Source organism: Nitrosococcus watsonii C-113, from assembly GCF_000143085.1.
Lineage (GTDB): Bacteria > Pseudomonadota > Gammaproteobacteria > Nitrosococcales > Nitrosococcaceae > Nitrosococcus > Nitrosococcus watsonii.
Genome location: NC_014315.1, coordinates 2,632,797 through 2,646,580 on the forward strand (window position 1 = coordinate 2,632,797; position 13,784 = coordinate 2,646,580).

A 13,784-nucleotide genomic window follows, 5' to 3' on the forward strand; every position below is an offset into this window, starting at 1 on the left:
ATTGCCATAGAGCATATAGATGCCCAAGCCAATGGCGTAACTCCCTCTGTGCATCTTTGGTTTCGAGAAGGGGTGGGTAAATTTGATGAAGCACGGCTCTTAAACTCTGTGGAAGTGCCAGCAGCGGCAGAGCGAGTACTTTCCTGTACTAGACTACCTTTCATTATCCGTGGGCATGAACTTCGCGGCTTTGTAGAAAAGGATACGCCAGAAGAGAGGTACAAAGAAATTGCCGTATGGCTATCACTCGATCCTCTTCTTGCAATTCAGAAGAACTTGCGTGCTTTACGGCTGGAGGTGAAGCAGCGGGCAGAGTTAAAGAGTGAAGCTGATGAGCGCATCCGCGATCTTCTGCGTATTACCAAGAATACTATAACTGCTTGGGATGAAGAAAAAATCTGTACTTGGTTTAATACCCATGTTCTCGCCTGTTTAGACAAAACTCTAACGCTTGCCGCGCTTTCCGATAAGGATGCTGGCTATCAGGAGCTTGGTAAGCGCAAAGATGTTGAGGATGAACGGTTTGGGCTACCAATACTGAAGAGGTTTATTATGCTTATTGAAGACCTCTTCAAAGCACCCGTCGAGGAAGGCAGCAATTCTACTGGCAAAATTACAGCCTTTGAAAACGCTATTGCCGTTTATACAAAGGCTATGGCCCGAGAAGCCGGAGAACGGTCGAAGGCAAGCGGGGCTGTTTTTAATAATATTTGGAACGCGGCTAAGGCTCTCTTTGAGAATGGAGAAGAGCTTCTTGATGTATGTCCCGTCTGTGATATGGACTTAAAATTCGGCCCACATGGTTCACGTGAGGGAGTTCGAATTAGCCTTGAAACGAAACTCAGCGATCTAGCTGATTACCGAAATGCTCATAATGAATTGGAAAAAGCTGAGGTGGCGCTTCCTGAGAAGCTCCGAGTACTTAAACATGGTCTCGATACATTAATCTCGCTCCTAACGGATGCGGGATATGAGGATAAGATAAAAAAGATTATTGCCTATCGGCAAGCTGTAGAGGGCTGCAAGAGAGGCGACCAAGTGCCCGACAGCACAGATGCATTATTAGAACTGAAGACGCTTCATAACTTTATCAATGCAGAAAAGAAACGTATCGAAGGCCATCAGGGCAAATTTACTTATGCTAGTGCGCTAAAGACCATAAACGATCTTCTCCAGATTAAGGCGGACTTGGAAAGAATTGAGCGCACCAAGGTGGAGCTTGGAAAACTGCATAAGCAGCTTAACCAGCAAGCTCTCACTATTAACAAGGCAATAGTCGAGCATACCCAGAATCTTATTGGTAAGCTACGGGATGAGGTTAATATCCTCTATAAGGATATCCAGGGTGGCAATGGAGATGCGCCGCCCATTTGGCTCAAACTACCCAGCGAAGAAGAAACCAATAAACAGCGCATTCAACTTCTGATAGACTTTTCTGAAAACCGCAAAGGTGTAGTGCCAAGTGGGTACCTATGTGACTCACAAGTCCATACACTTGCTTTAAGCTTACGGCTCGCGGCTATTCGCCTCTTCAATAAGCAAGCGCGAACCATCATTCTTGATGATGTAGTTACATCCTACGATGCGGATCACCGTAAAAATATTGCAGCGATGTTGGCGAAGCACTTTGGTGACTTCCAGATTATTCTCGCTACCCACGATGAACAATTCTTCAGCCTCCTTCAGGATCACCTCCCTCCCTCCAAGTGGGCATTCCGACGGATCACTAGAATCGAGCCCGGTTTTGGTCCTAATTTTCACGATCATTTAACTCCGGACGAGGTTATCCAATCAAAGCTGGATAGCGGCGAAAGTGCTGCTGTCCAGATACGACAGGCTGAAGAAGAATGGCTGCTCAGGATATGCCGGGATTTTGGTACAAAGGTTGTGATTCGCTCTGTAGAGCGTGCCTACAAATATGACCGGAGCGAACTGGCGGATGCACTAGCCAGCTTTTTGAAGGGAATTGATATTTCTCCCCCGAAGGTTCCCGGCATTTCTAATCCTTTTCTTTTCAGCCTTCAGCGAGGTTCCGTGGAGAATTTAAATAGCCACTTCTCCGATAATCCGAGCCAATCTGCATCCATAGGCGATGAAAGGGCACGCTGGGAGGAATTCAAGTTCTTTCGAGATAAGTTTACATGTCCGAATTGTGGTAAGCGCCGTTTTAGGAGACCACATGGTTTTACGAAACCCATGTGTAGAAGTTGCCAAACACCATTTAATTTTTCTTAGGTTGAGAATGTCCAAATCGCAGAAACTAACTGAGTTCCATGTTTTAGAAGTTTTCGTTGATGAAATGGAAGCGCAAGGGCGCAGCAAAAACCTTGTCCGCCTAAATCTTGATGAGACATTTGCCAAGAGGGTTTCAGAAAGATTAGGAGATTCTATTTCGTTAGATACGATTCATGAACTAGCGGATAGATGTCTTGCTAACGAGTGGCTTGAACCCAAAGTGATGGGAGGTGGCAACTATGGGGGTCTAGAGTTGACGACTACAGGCTTTGGCGTAGTTCGTTCTCGGCAACGCAAAGAGCAGCAGCTGGCGGAAAGATCTCTTCTTAAGCGAGCCTCTGATTACATAGAGGATCACAAAGGTCTATTCGTTGCATTCGCCGCGGCAATAGGACTTATAGGGATACTTATACGACTACTGAGGTAGGTAATATGGAAGGTATTGAACGAAGAGTGACATTGGTCTGTTTGTTTTGCAATTCCCCACTTCAAGGCCCGGAAGATGCCGAATATGCCTCCGGTGATGTGATCGAATGTAACGAATGTGGTGAGTCCAATGATTACGACAGTGTCGTTGAGGTCGCTAAGGAAAAAGGAGTCGAGGAGGTATCAGAAGAAATTCAGCGGCAGCTTAAGAAGGAATTGGGCAATCTATTCAAGACAAACTAAATATCATGGTGATAACGGGACGTATCCCCGCCTTGTTTTCTGCTTCATGAGTTTTTCCCCCGCTGCCACGGCTTCCTGCTCACTGTCATACCAGACTTCCCGCACGGTGCCGGGGCTGCCGATCCTGCCCCATTCGCGGATCAAGGCCCAGGGGCCAAAGAGCGTCTGGGTGATGATAATGCGGTAGAAGCGAAACTGGCGTTTCTCCGGGTCTCGTTTTTCCAAGTAGGCCGCTCTCATCCAATCTGCTTCATTGGGGTGATTCATGCCCGCAGTGTACCGCCCTCCAGGCGCAGGACAAACTCCCGCCGTATTTCCAACTTGCAATGTGCCCCGCATAAAATTGCTACCTTGCTCGATGAGTATAAAAGGTATATTTTATACTCATGCACGTGTTCACGTATGACGAAGCGAAAAGCCAAGCCAACCTGAAGAAACACGGTATCGATTTTCTTGCGGCACAGGCGTTATGGGCCGATCCTGACGCCCTGGAAGTGCGGGCAAAATCAGATGACGAGCCCCGATTCATTGTGATTGGCCTTATAGACGGGCGGCATTGGTCTGCTGTTGTCACGTATCGCGAAGATAAAATTCGCCTGATTTCCGTCAGGCGTTCACGTAAAAAAGAGGTGCTGCTCTATGAAAGCTAAAGACTTCGACAAAAAGTTTGACCGGGGTAAAGAGGATATAGTTGATGAACTTGATTTGTCGACTATGCGTCGTCCTAATCAGGAGCAAAAGCGAATTAACGTTGATTTCCCCTCTTGGGTTGTTGATTCGCTTGATCGCGAAGCGGCACGCATAGGCGTTACTCGCCAGTCCATTATTAAAGTCTGGTTGGTCGAGCGCTTGCGCTCTGAAGCGGCTAACAAGTCTGGTTAGCGGACGGTGTTAATAAGGAACTATCATTCTCATACAATTGATCTGATTCGCCTCTTGGCGGCTTTGGCCAGATGAGCCGTTACAAGAATATGTATGGTGGAGTGCGCGAGCACCGAACCCTTAAGTGTGCTGTTTACTCTAAGGGAGCAGTCTATGGAACCCGTTATCGTCATTGTGTCGGCCTTCGCGGCCGGCGCTGCCGTTGCTGTTAAGTCTACGACTGAACAGGCTATCCAGGATGCCTACCAGGGCCTCAAAGCGCTCATTCAGAGCAAGTATGGGGATGTTGCTTTGGAGACTTTGGAAAAGAAACCCGAATCCGAGGCAAAGCAAGCCTCGGTGGCCGAGGACCTGACCGATGCCGACGCTGGCAACGATGAGGAACTACTGGACCAAGCCAAGGCGCTACTCGATGCCATCAAGGCCCATGAACCGCAGGCGGCCGCCACTATCGGCGTTGACCTGGAAAAGGTAGAAGCCGAATACATCCGCTTGAAGGACATCCTGTCGACAGGCACGGGTGTTCGCGGCCGAGACATCAAAACTCGTGGTGGCGTCGAGGTAGAAGGTGTTAGGGCAGGCTATAATCCGGAGACCGACCCAAAAAAATCCTAACGGCGGATGGTGAATCCCTGCCGCCGTTCGCCGTTTATCTTCAGGATGTTTCCGCTGACGGTCCTATCCATATTCACGATATCGCCATTCAGCACCTCATCCAGGGCGTTGCCGCCCTGTCTACCGACTATGCGACTCGTGTCGAGAATTTCCTTATTGAATACTTGGGCACACCTCAGCACCCTGTCCCTTTCGGAGGACGCGAAGAAGACCTGGCGCGCCTTGACGCCTGGCTTGAGGAGCCCAACCACCCTCCCTATCGGTTGTTAGCAGCCCCGGCGGGTCGGGGCAAGTCGGCCCTACTGGCGCGCTGGAGCCGACGGCTCTTGGAGCGGGAGGACCTAGCGGTAGCGTTCTTTCCGGTCAGTATCCGCTTCGGTACCAACTTGGCTCGGGTGGTCTTTACCACCCTGGCGGCACGTTTAGCGAAATTCCACGGTAAACCTTTACCCGCCAAGGCCGATCCCAAATCAGAGGATTGGCAGGGGCTAGTGGCAGATTATCTTGCCCAACCGTTGCCCGGTGAACGCCGGCTGCTGGTCATCCTGGACGGCCTGGACGAAGCCGCGGGCTGGGAGGCCGGTCCCCACCTGTTTCCCTTCAACCTACCCGCCACGACCCGCATGGTCGTCTCCGCCCGTTATGTGGCCGGAGATAAGGACCCCAGTGGTTGGCAGCGTCGCCTGAATTGGGACACCCCCGGCCGAGCGGAGACCATGACGCTGGAGGCGCTGACGCCCTTGGGTGTGGCCGACGTGCTCACGCAGATGGCCTTCCCCCTGGACCGGTTAGGCGCTAATGTTGATATTGTGGCTGAGCTGTATCGCCTGAGTGCAGGTGACCCGCTGCTGGTGAAGCTGTATGTGGACGATCTTTGGGCGCAGGGCGAGGAGGTTACCCGCCTCCGCCCCGAGGACCTACGCGGCATCCGGCCGGGTTTGGAGGGTTTCTTTAAAAAGTGGTGGGACGATCAACGCCAACTGTGGGAAGAGCGAGATCCATTCGAAAGACCCGTCGTTGAGGAATTGTTCAATCTCTTGTCCTGTGCTCTTGGCCCGCTGAATCATGAGGATATGTTTTGTCTAGCTTCTTCCTCTACAGTTCGCCTGACCACAAGGACTTTGGATGGTGCTCTAAAACCCCTCAAGCGTTTTATCATGGGTGATGGGCGCAGCCAAGGCTATGTCTTTAGCCATCCTCGGCTAGGTATTCACTTTTATGAGCAACTCAGCAAACCCGAATGTGAAAAGTTAGAAACGCGGTTCCTCTCTTGGGGAGAGGAGACGCTAAAAGCCTTGAACCAGAAGCGGTTCGAACCGAAAGCGGTATCGCCTTACGTGGTGCAATATTATGGAGCTCACCTGGAGCGAGCCAACCAAGGGGTCGATGCCTTTCTGCCCCTGGTCAGCGATGGTTGGCGGCAAGCCTGGCTTCATCGAGAAGGTGCCTATGGGGGATTTCTGAGTGATGTACAGAGAGTCTGGCGAAAAGCAGTTCAGGTCAATTCGCAGCGGGTTGCAGGAAACCAGCCAGCGCCTTACCTGGGTCTTGAAATCCGCTGCGCTCTCTGCCAAGCCAGCATCAATAGCCTCGCCGGCAATATTCCATCCAATTTGCTGCTTTCGTTGGTACAACATGAAATTTGGAGCCCTGCACAGGGATTAGCCTATGTCCGCCAAGTTCCTGATAAGCAGGAAAGAGTTTCGGCATTTAGACAGTTAGTTCCCCATCTACGGGCTGAAGAGCGGGAAGAGGTGCTGGGCGAGGCGCTGGCCGCCGCGCGGGCTATTGAGGAGGAGGGGGTTCGTGCCCAGGTGCTAAGGGTGTTAATAAACAAACTGGTAAGTTTGTCTTGCGCTTTTCTTTATCCGCTTTGGCAAAACACACTTCCGGTTCTGGCGTCTCAAAGACGATCTGACTTCCTGAATGACATCCGCACACTCACTCCTCTGATTGCTAAAATAGGTGGACAAAAGGCGGTAGAGGAGACCTTTCGTGCCATCAGGAATGTGATGCGGTGGTGGCCGTAAGGTGCTGGCTGCTGACACTGATCTGCGACAAGCTTACTTCAATTCTCGGATCATAGCCTACGGGCCGAAGAGCATCCGCGTAATCATGATGCGATAAAAGCGAAACTGCCAATTTCTCCAGGTAGGCTGTTCTCATCCCCTCAGCACTGTCGCAAAAAACTTCGGTTTTAGAACTTCAGGCTGGGTCGGTTTCCAGATACCGATAGACAGTGGCTTTTGAGAGATCGTATTCTCTCATCAGGTCTTTAATCAGCGCGCCGCTATTTCTTTTTTCACGCAGCTGGGTCACTTGCTGAGGCGTCAGTTTTTTCCTCCGACCGAAGGCGACGCCACGTTCTTTGGCTTTGTGGATGCCGTCCATTTGCCGTTCGGCGCGGATTTCGGTCTCGAACTGGCCGATGGCCCCTAACATATTAAACAGGAGACGGCCCGTTGCATCGCCGGTGTTGATGCGCTGGTCTAGCACCTGAAGGTCTACCTGCTTGTGCTTCAGAGATTGGGCGATCTGGCACAGGTGGAAGGTGGAGCGCGCCAGCCGGTCGAGGCGGGTCACCACCAACACGTCGCCCTCGCGGACATATTCCAGGCAGGCTTTAAGGCGGGGACGGGCATCGGAGGCGCCGCTGTGCTTTTCCTGGAAGAGCTTTTCGCAGTGCGCCAGCTTGTCGAGCTGGACATCGAGGCTTTGTCCGATTGAGCTGACGCGGGCATATCCGACAAGGGCCATGATCTGATTTCTTTTGCGTTTCGTTATGTCTAAGGCAATGTGAGAATGCCATTTTGAGACATGGAAAAAGACACGTCAAGGGGCGTGTCTTGCAAAGTATCGTTTTAAAAACAAGAAAACAGGTTTTTATTATGCCAAGAATGAATATTCTCAATCGGACCGAACAGGAAATGTTCGATACACCCCCGGTTTTTAACAGAGCCGAGCGCAAGCAGTTCTTTGACTTTCCATCTTCTTTGCTGGAAACGGCCCTGCGCCTGCAAAAACCTGAGAGCCGAATGGGATTTTTGCTGTCCTGCGGGTATTTCAAGGCGGGAAAAAGATTTTACAGACCGCAGGACTATCATCAATGATCTGTGCGCAGCTAAAACCAAAGCTGATATTTTACCGCTGTGTTGATGTGCTGATCCGCGAGCATATTCAGCTTCCCGGTTATAATCAGCTTTCAAACTTGATTTTGACCGCACTTAATCAACGCAAGAGAGATCTGGCCATTGTCATCGAAAGAGAACTTAGCCCCGATGCCCTGACCTTGCTGGATGGGATTTTCGAACAAGAAGGCGAGGATAAACACGCCCGCTACAAACTGACGCTGCTTAAAAAGCTGTCTCAATCCACCAAACCCACAAAGATAAAGGAGCGCGCCGATGATCTTGCCTACATCGCGGAGATTTATACCAGTGAGGAGACCTTTCGTGCCATCGGGAATGTGACGCAGTGGTGGCCGTAAGGTGTGGGCTGCTGACACTGATCTGCGGCAAGCTTACTTTGGTTTGAAAGCGCGCCGCGAAAGGCTCCCGAGCAAAGAGGTTACCCGGATCCAAATAGACCACGGCGCCGCCCGTATAGTCGATCACCTCTTCACGCCAGATAAAAGCATAGAATTCTTGGTAGCGCTTGGAGCGCCCGACGCTCGTTTCCGAAACCAGTGAAAACTAATCCGCCCCGGTTTGTTGCTCCAGAGTTTCAACCCAATGCTGGACGGCCGCCTCGTTCATCACCTCCTGCGGAGCAACGAAATCATAGGGTGCCACCACGGCTCGAATCCCCAGGATAGCATGCCTTAAGTGGGGCAAGGGAGCTCGCGTTTTACCAGGCCGAATAATCCCGGAGAATCCCCCCCTACGCCGCTCACGGAAGTCCATGGGCTGGCAGGATTGAAGAAAACGAGCCCGAAGCCGATAACAGAAAAGTCTTACTCAATCTAGTGGAAGCCCGATTGACCTATGAAATACTATCGATGGCTGGGAGGCATGCCGCTCCTCTTGTGGGGGATACTGGCCACTCCCCTGGTAGCCAGTGAGGGTAACCTTGATCAGGGCTGGTTTTTAAATGCCTGCCAACAAACCCTCACCCAAGAGACAGACACCCCCCAAACGGCCTTGACTGGCGGCCATTGCTATGGCTATTTCGAAGGCCTGCGGCATGCGGGCGAAGTCGCCAATGATTTGGTCACGCGGCCGGAACTCTGGGATCGTCAGCTCTGATGTATCCCCCAAGAGGAAAGCCTTGAAGCCGTGACGTGGGGTGTGGTTGAGGCCCTGAAGGCTCGCCCGGAGAGCCCTCAGGCCGGCTACCCCGGGGAGCTGTCATGAAGATTTTAAGACACCATTATCCTTGTCCCTAGGGAGTTGTGATGACTTTTTCTGCTTACCCCTCGGCCCACTCCGCGACCTGCTTTGACAGAGAGGACCGGCGGCCCAATCCCCCACCCCCTAAGACTCCGATGGCGGCAAGCGTCGAAGTCTCGGTACAGAGCTTTGCCGCGCTCTTTGAGAACGCCACCCTGCCCCTAGCGATCGACAGTTATCAGCGACCTTTTGTCTGGGAGACGAATAAGATCGCACAGTTGGTCACCGATTTGCGGGACTACAGCCGGGAGCGTCAGGAGAACCCCTCTCTGGAGTATTATATGGGCACGGTGCTGCTGCACAGAAACCCGGAGAAGGGCCGGCTTTTCGTAATTGATGGTCAGCAGCGTCTCACCGCGTTGTCGGTACTGCATCATGTTCTGAGGGGAGAGTTACCCCCCCATCATGCGCTCCGCTATGGATCCTCTCAGTCGGTCACCCATATTCAACGGGCCCAGGCCTATTTGGCCGGCGCGGATGTAAATGCCCTGGTCCGTAATGTGTTCGAGCGGATCTGTTTCACCGTGATCGTGGTGGCATCAGAAGATCTGGCCTTTACCTTCTTCGATACCCAAAACCATCGAGGAGTCCCCTTAAATGCCACCGATCTCTTGAAAGCCTATCACCTCCGGGCCATTCCAGGAGACCGCAGCTGTACCGAGCACTTGCAAGAGGACTGTGCTGAGCGCTGGGAGCGCTTGCAGCGGACTCCGCCGATCCTTGGCCATGGAGCCGATTTTGCCCCGACCCTGTTCCATGAGTTTCTGTGGCGGGCGCGGCGTTGGACCGGGCAGAAACTGATTGCCCACGACACCTATGAGGATATCCTCCAGGAGTTTCAAGAGGATACCCTCTCCCCCGAGACGCCGGAGCAGGTCCCCCTCTATCCTACACGCCACAACTGCCTGGGTGTGGCGCTCGCGGTAACGCCCCAGAGGGAGCTTCGCTTGTTGCCCCACCCTTTGGCGTTCACGGCTCATCCTGCAGAACTGCCCTTTGCGCTTCGTCAGCCGATCAGCAAAGGCCTGGGTTTTTTCCTCTATGCCGACAAATATACCCGCATGCTGACGCAGCTACTCAAGGAAGAGGATCACCCGGCGGAGGTGAAAGCCTTCAGGAAGATGTATAAAGCAGTGCTCGCTCACCTATCGCTGTACCTGCGCGAGCTGTTCCTGCTGGCCAGTGTGATGTATGTGGATCAATTTGGGTATCGCCAATTGCTGCATTTTGCCCTGTGGCTCGAGCATGTATTGGGGGCCATCCGGTTTGAAAAGCACGCGATTTTTGCCCAAGCGCCCCTGATTTACCTGCGAGACAACCCCCTGAACCTGCTGGATGTAATCGCCAGCGCCTTTCGGCCCGAGCAAGTGATCGATTATCTCAAGGCGGATCCAGCAAAGAGCTATGAGCAGCGTGAGGAGGAAGACATCAAGCCGGGAGAGGGCGTGCAGGGGCGCTACAAAGAACGGGTGCTGGAATATTACGGCAGGCAGGGCAGCCTGAAAGGCAAAGCGACATGGATCACCGAAGACTTTATCCGGGAGCAGTTGTCATGACCCTCCATTCTCGCTTGCTGACCCTGCAGGACATTGACGAGCACCTTTACTTTTTTACGGTGCCCCTCTATCAGCGCCTCTATGTGTGGGGCAAGGATCAGATAGACACCCTACTGGAGGATGTGCTGGCGGCTTACCAGCAGGGAGAAGAGATGCTCTATCTGGGCACGACCCTCGTGGTGGAGCGGGAGAGCAACGAAAACGGCACCACCTTTGACCTCATCGATGGACAGCAGCGCTTGACCACTCTATGGATGATGAGCCTGGTGTGGCGGGAGCAGGAGGCGATGCAGCGGTTTTTGTACCACCAGGACAGTTCTAAAGGCCCTGCCAAACGGCCCCGCCTCACTTTTGCCATTCGACAAGACATTAACACCTTCTTTGCCGAGCGCATCGAGGGCAAGGAGAGCAGGTGTGTCGGCAGTCCCCCCATCGAGGATGCGCTCGCCACCCTCGAGTCCTTTGTCGAGGCGCGAGAGCCAGGGCTCGATCTCCCTCGTTTCACTCGGTTTCTGTTTGAGAAGGTGAAACTGGTGCTCACTCAGGTCCCGCCCCACACGGATCTCAACAAGCTATTCGAGGTGATCAATCACCGGGGCCTTCAATTACAGCACCACCAGATTCTCAAGGCTCGCCTGTTGAGGCAACTATCTGATACCACGGAGCGGCAACGCTATGCCTTGCTCTGGGAGGCCTGTGCGGATATGAGCCGCTATGTGGAGAAAAACCTCAAGGACCTCACCCGGGGCAGTACCCAGGATAACACTCCCTTTAAGATTTCCGACCTCTATGAGGATAAGGCGGGGGCCGAGGGCCGGGAAGACTTGGCCAGCGCCGAGAAAGTCCTCGAGGCACTCGCCGGCCCACAGGCCACCGCAGAAGAGGACGAGCCGTTGAGTTTGGCTGCCATCCTTAAAGGCGCCACGGGGTCGCGCCAAGATAAGGACAGTACCCCGCCGGCCGTGGATAATGAACACTATGAATCGGATGAGGTGCGCAGCATCATCAGTTTTCCCCTGCTGCTCCAGCATACCTTGAGAATTTGGCTTCAGCGCCAAGGTAAGGCCGATTTACCGAGGATTTTGGATAAAGATCTGCTAAGGTTGTTTGACGCCTATTTCCTGCAAGAGGGCGCCTCGGGAGCCCGGGTCAAGTCGTTTATCGAGCTGCTCTGGGAGATTCGTTACTGCCTTGATAAGCATGTGATCAAATGGGTGAACATCGGCGAGGAGGAACGACATCTCATTTACAGGCTACGGAAAAGCTGCAGCTTGGTGCGAGATCAGCCCGAGAGGAATGAGGGCTTTGCCCTGCTGCAAAGCATGCTCTACCATTCCCAGCAAATTACTACCCATTATTGGCTGACGCCGCTGCTGGCGTGGCTCCATCGTTACCCGGGCAAACCGTCGCAGCATTATGCTTATTTACGCCATCTGGACAACCATCTGCTTTGCGCCGCCGATGAGCGTTCCCTGATTGAGCGCACCCGGGACTTTCTGGACAATCCCTGGCACCGCAATCCCCTGGATTGCCATCTTTTAGAAGAAAACCTGGGCACTCATTTTCCCCATTATTGGTTCTACAAAATGGAGTTTGTGCTGTGGTATCTGAAATCTCCCCAGATGAAGGAGAAAGATCCCAGGCGGGATAACTTCCGCATGACGGCGAAGAATTCGGTGGAACATATCTCGCCCCAGACCGCCCATGAGGCGGATTTCAACACAGTATCCGAGGAGGTATTGGACACCTTTGGCAATCTGGCACTGGTCTCACGAAGCATAAACTCGGAATATGGCAACAAGCCCTTCAACGAGAAGCGTCTGCAATTTCTAAATAGAAACAGGGACCGGCTCGATTCCTTGAAAATGGCGCTGATTTATGAAAATACTGAATGGAACGATGGGCTTGCAAAAGCCCATCAAAGTGAGATGATGGCGCTGATGGAGAGTTATCTCGCGTTCGATCACCGAGGTCAAGCGGGTGCCTGAAACCATAGACTCTAGGACTACCCCTCCCTTCCTTAGGGCGCCCACAGCTCGACGACCACCGGACAATGGTCCGAGATCTTGTCCCATACTGGGCGATCGGCTTGCCGGTAGGTAACATGCCGAAAAGAACTCGGATCCACAAAGGCCATGGCCCCACTCGATAAGGCGAATGGTATCGCCTTCATGGAAGTCTTGAGCCCAAACAGGGTTGATAACTCCGAGAAGCCCCATCAGAACGCCAAACCAAAACCCCATGCCCAAATCTCCCAAGGACAGGTTTTTCTCAGCTTACCTGTCCGGTGTGACCAGCCGTGGGTTATAAATGCCCGGAAAGTAAGGTAAATAAAACGAGGGTTTAGTTGACGCCTTTTCACTGAGCCGTTTTAGGCCCTGTTTGCGGAGCGAAAAACGGCACGTAAATCAGTTAAATAATCGACGTCAGAGTTATAAGAATGTTTTTCGGGTTTCTTTACGCAGGGAGAGACAAATCATGAAAATCGGCTATGGGCGGGTCTCGACCCTGAATCAAAATCCGAACCTGCAACGGGACACCCTGGAGGTGGCTGGATACGAGCAGGTGATTATCAATCAGCGCAGCGGTACGGTGGCAAAGCAGCCACCAAGCATTTTGCGAAATCTATAAAAAGGCTCTGTATCTCTACGCCTCCCACGGATTGATGATCGACACGCCCGCGGCCTCAAACGGTGCTGTGTCCCTGGTGGCCACCCTCATCCCATGGGCGGTCGCCGTTGCTGCGATATATCCATCGCTCACCCCAATCGCCAACCCGGCCGCGCGTGCCTTCGCCATCAGCGCGGCATAGGTCCGGGAGGCCGCTAGGTCGAACGACAGTACGCGGTTGGTGAACAGCGGCAACACTTGCCGCTCCAGGCTCTCATACAGTCTATCCCGCCGCTTGCCAGCCGGTAGCGACGCCACACCGAAACGCAGCTCGGCAATGGTAATGGCCGATAGGTATAGCGTTTCGAGCGGCTGGGCGTCCATCCACGCGATGACGCGGGCCTCGGGCGCCTTGCGCAGTGGCTCCGAAATCACATTCGTGTCGACCAGAATCACTCAAAGCGGACCGGCTGGGCGGGGGTCTTGTCGCGCTGCTCAAAGACCGCATACTCCTCGTCCTTGAGCCCAGCACGCCGACCAATGCCGGCCAGCAGGGAACCGAGCTTAACCCGCCCTTCCGGCTTTACCGCCTCTTCCAGGATGGCACGCACCTCAGCTTCGGTGCTGCGCCCGTGCGTGGCGGCTCGCACGCGTAGGGCGCGGTGCACTTCTTCGGGTAGGTTGCGAACTGTCAGCATGGCCATTTTCAAAACCTCTTATTGCATGAATGCATACATTTTATTTTTATGCATGCATTCATGCAAGCGTCACTGCCGCTATCCGGGGTCGCCGGCAGCGCCCTCATGAGTCGGGCCTTGTCTGGCGCCTC

The 13,784-nt window shown here is 53.1% G+C and carries 19 protein-coding genes; 13 read left to right on the top strand and 6 right to left on the bottom strand.

Features of this window, described 5'->3' with window-relative positions; translation table 11 throughout:
- Positions 1 to 72 precede the first annotated feature (72 nt).
- Genes NWAT_RS11880 through NWAT_RS11890 form a run of 3 tightly spaced genes read left to right on the top strand, consistent with a single transcriptional unit; the run spans position 73 to position 2,904 of the window.
- Complete coding sequence (locus tag NWAT_RS11880; RefSeq protein ID WP_157679900.1) at positions 73 to 2,235, top strand: chromosome segregation protein SMC; 2,163 nt, start codon at positions 73 to 75, stop codon at positions 2,233 to 2,235.
- A 7-nt stretch (positions 2,236 to 2,242) separates the two neighbouring features.
- Positions 2,243 to 2,662, top strand: a complete 420-nt coding sequence (locus NWAT_RS11885) for a hypothetical protein (RefSeq protein ID WP_013221313.1) — start codon at positions 2,243 to 2,245, stop codon at positions 2,660 to 2,662.
- 26 nt (positions 2,663 to 2,688) lie between these two features.
- Positions 2,689 to 2,904 carry a hypothetical protein gene (locus tag NWAT_RS11890; protein ID WP_157679902.1) on the top strand — a complete coding sequence of 72 codons (216 nt, stop codon included), beginning with the start codon at positions 2,689 to 2,691 and terminating at the stop codon, positions 2,902 to 2,904.
- A gap of 3 nt (positions 2,905 to 2,907) precedes the next feature.
- On the opposite strand, the gene NWAT_RS11895 is transcribed toward NWAT_RS11890, so the two are convergent.
- Positions 2,908 to 3,243, bottom strand: coding sequence for a WGR domain-containing protein (locus NWAT_RS11895; RefSeq protein WP_013221315.1), 336 nt, complete (start codon positions 3,241 to 3,243; stop codon positions 2,908 to 2,910).
- 47 nt (positions 3,244 to 3,290) lie between these two features.
- On the opposite strand from NWAT_RS11895, the gene NWAT_RS11900 reads away from it, so the two are divergent.
- The 4 genes from NWAT_RS11900 to NWAT_RS11920 all read left to right on the top strand — a co-directional run bounded on the left by NWAT_RS11900 (position 3,291) and on the right by NWAT_RS11920 (position 6,431).
- A complete protein-coding gene (locus NWAT_RS11900; RefSeq protein ID WP_013221316.1) occupies positions 3,291 to 3,554 on the top strand; it encodes a BrnT family toxin in 264 nt (87 codons plus the stop codon).
- Positions 3,544 to 3,786: a type II toxin-antitoxin system BrnA family antitoxin gene (gene brnA / locus NWAT_RS11905; protein WP_013221317.1), complete on the top strand. Its 243-nt coding sequence runs from the start codon at positions 3,544 to 3,546 to the stop codon at positions 3,784 to 3,786. Before NWAT_RS11900 ends, brnA begins: the two co-directional genes overlap by 11 nt.
- A gap of 153 nt (positions 3,787 to 3,939) precedes the next feature.
- Positions 3,940 to 4,401 carry a hypothetical protein gene (locus NWAT_RS15710; RefSeq protein WP_013221318.1) on the top strand — a complete coding sequence of 154 codons (462 nt, stop codon included), beginning with the start codon at positions 3,940 to 3,942 and terminating at the stop codon, positions 4,399 to 4,401.
- Between the two features lie 164 nt (positions 4,402 to 4,565).
- Entirely contained in the window at positions 4,566 to 6,431 is a 1,866-nt protein-coding gene (locus NWAT_RS11920) for a P-loop NTPase family protein (protein WP_013221319.1), read from the top strand.
- A 175-nt stretch (positions 6,432 to 6,606) separates the two neighbouring features.
- Here NWAT_RS11920 and NWAT_RS11925 read toward each other — a convergent pair whose 3' ends face one another.
- Positions 6,607 to 7,158 carry a recombinase family protein gene (locus NWAT_RS11925; RefSeq protein ID WP_013221320.1) on the bottom strand — a complete coding sequence of 184 codons (552 nt, stop codon included), beginning with the start codon at positions 7,156 to 7,158 and terminating at the stop codon, positions 6,607 to 6,609.
- A gap of 89 nt (positions 7,159 to 7,247) precedes the next feature.
- On the opposite strand from NWAT_RS11925, the gene NWAT_RS11930 reads away from it, so the two are divergent.
- Both NWAT_RS11930 and NWAT_RS17095 read left to right on the top strand, forming a co-directional pair.
- Positions 7,248 to 7,511 carry a DUF4158 domain-containing protein gene (locus tag NWAT_RS11930; protein ID WP_157679904.1) on the top strand — a complete coding sequence of 88 codons (264 nt, stop codon included), beginning with the start codon at positions 7,248 to 7,250 and terminating at the stop codon, positions 7,509 to 7,511.
- Entirely contained in the window at positions 7,508 to 7,888 is a 381-nt protein-coding gene (locus NWAT_RS17095; protein WP_041350719.1) for a hypothetical protein, read from the top strand. The genes NWAT_RS11930 and NWAT_RS17095 overlap by 4 nt, the downstream gene beginning before the upstream one ends.
- A 205-nt stretch (positions 7,889 to 8,093) precedes the next feature.
- Here the strand turns inward: NWAT_RS17095 and NWAT_RS17525 are convergent, their stop codons facing one another.
- A complete protein-coding gene (locus NWAT_RS17525) occupies positions 8,094 to 8,303 on the bottom strand; it encodes a hypothetical protein (RefSeq protein WP_041350721.1) in 210 nt (69 codons plus the stop codon).
- An 81-nt stretch (positions 8,304 to 8,384) separates the two neighbouring features.
- Here NWAT_RS17525 and NWAT_RS17530 point away from each other — a divergent pair, with 81 nt between their 5' ends.
- The 3 genes from NWAT_RS17530 to NWAT_RS11960 all read left to right on the top strand — a co-directional run bounded on the left by NWAT_RS17530 (position 8,385) and on the right by NWAT_RS11960 (position 12,333).
- On the top strand, positions 8,385 to 8,645 hold the full coding sequence (locus NWAT_RS17530) for a hypothetical protein (RefSeq protein WP_013221321.1): 261 nt from the start codon (positions 8,385 to 8,387) through the stop codon (positions 8,643 to 8,645).
- Between the two features lie 149 nt (positions 8,646 to 8,794).
- Entirely contained in the window at positions 8,795 to 10,345 is a 1,551-nt protein-coding gene (locus tag NWAT_RS11955; RefSeq protein ID WP_013221322.1) for a DUF262 domain-containing protein, read from the top strand.
- Entirely contained in the window at positions 10,306 to 12,333 is a 2,028-nt protein-coding gene (locus NWAT_RS11960; RefSeq protein WP_083781452.1) for a DUF262 domain-containing protein, read from the top strand. Before NWAT_RS11955 ends, NWAT_RS11960 begins: the two co-directional genes overlap by 40 nt.
- A gap of 32 nt (positions 12,334 to 12,365) precedes the next feature.
- On the opposite strand, the gene NWAT_RS16745 is transcribed toward NWAT_RS11960, so the two are convergent.
- Positions 12,366 to 12,518 carry a hypothetical protein gene (locus NWAT_RS16745; protein ID WP_157679906.1) on the bottom strand — a complete coding sequence of 51 codons (153 nt, stop codon included), beginning with the start codon at positions 12,516 to 12,518 and terminating at the stop codon, positions 12,366 to 12,368.
- A 305-nt stretch (positions 12,519 to 12,823) separates the two neighbouring features.
- Here NWAT_RS16745 and NWAT_RS16750 point away from each other — a divergent pair, with 305 nt between their 5' ends.
- A complete protein-coding gene (locus tag NWAT_RS16750; RefSeq protein ID WP_013221325.1) occupies positions 12,824 to 12,976 on the top strand; it encodes a recombinase family protein in 153 nt (50 codons plus the stop codon).
- Between the two features lie 15 nt (positions 12,977 to 12,991).
- On the opposite strand, the gene NWAT_RS11970 is transcribed toward NWAT_RS16750, so the two are convergent.
- On the bottom strand, positions 12,992 to 13,411 hold the full coding sequence (locus NWAT_RS11970; protein ID WP_013221326.1) for a type II toxin-antitoxin system VapC family toxin: 420 nt from the start codon (positions 13,409 to 13,411) through the stop codon (positions 12,992 to 12,994).
- Entirely contained in the window at positions 13,408 to 13,659 is a 252-nt protein-coding gene (locus tag NWAT_RS11975; protein ID WP_013221327.1) for a FitA-like ribbon-helix-helix domain-containing protein, read from the bottom strand. Before NWAT_RS11975 ends, NWAT_RS11970 begins: the two co-directional genes overlap by 4 nt.
- Between the last annotated feature and the right edge of the window lie 125 nt (positions 13,660 to 13,784).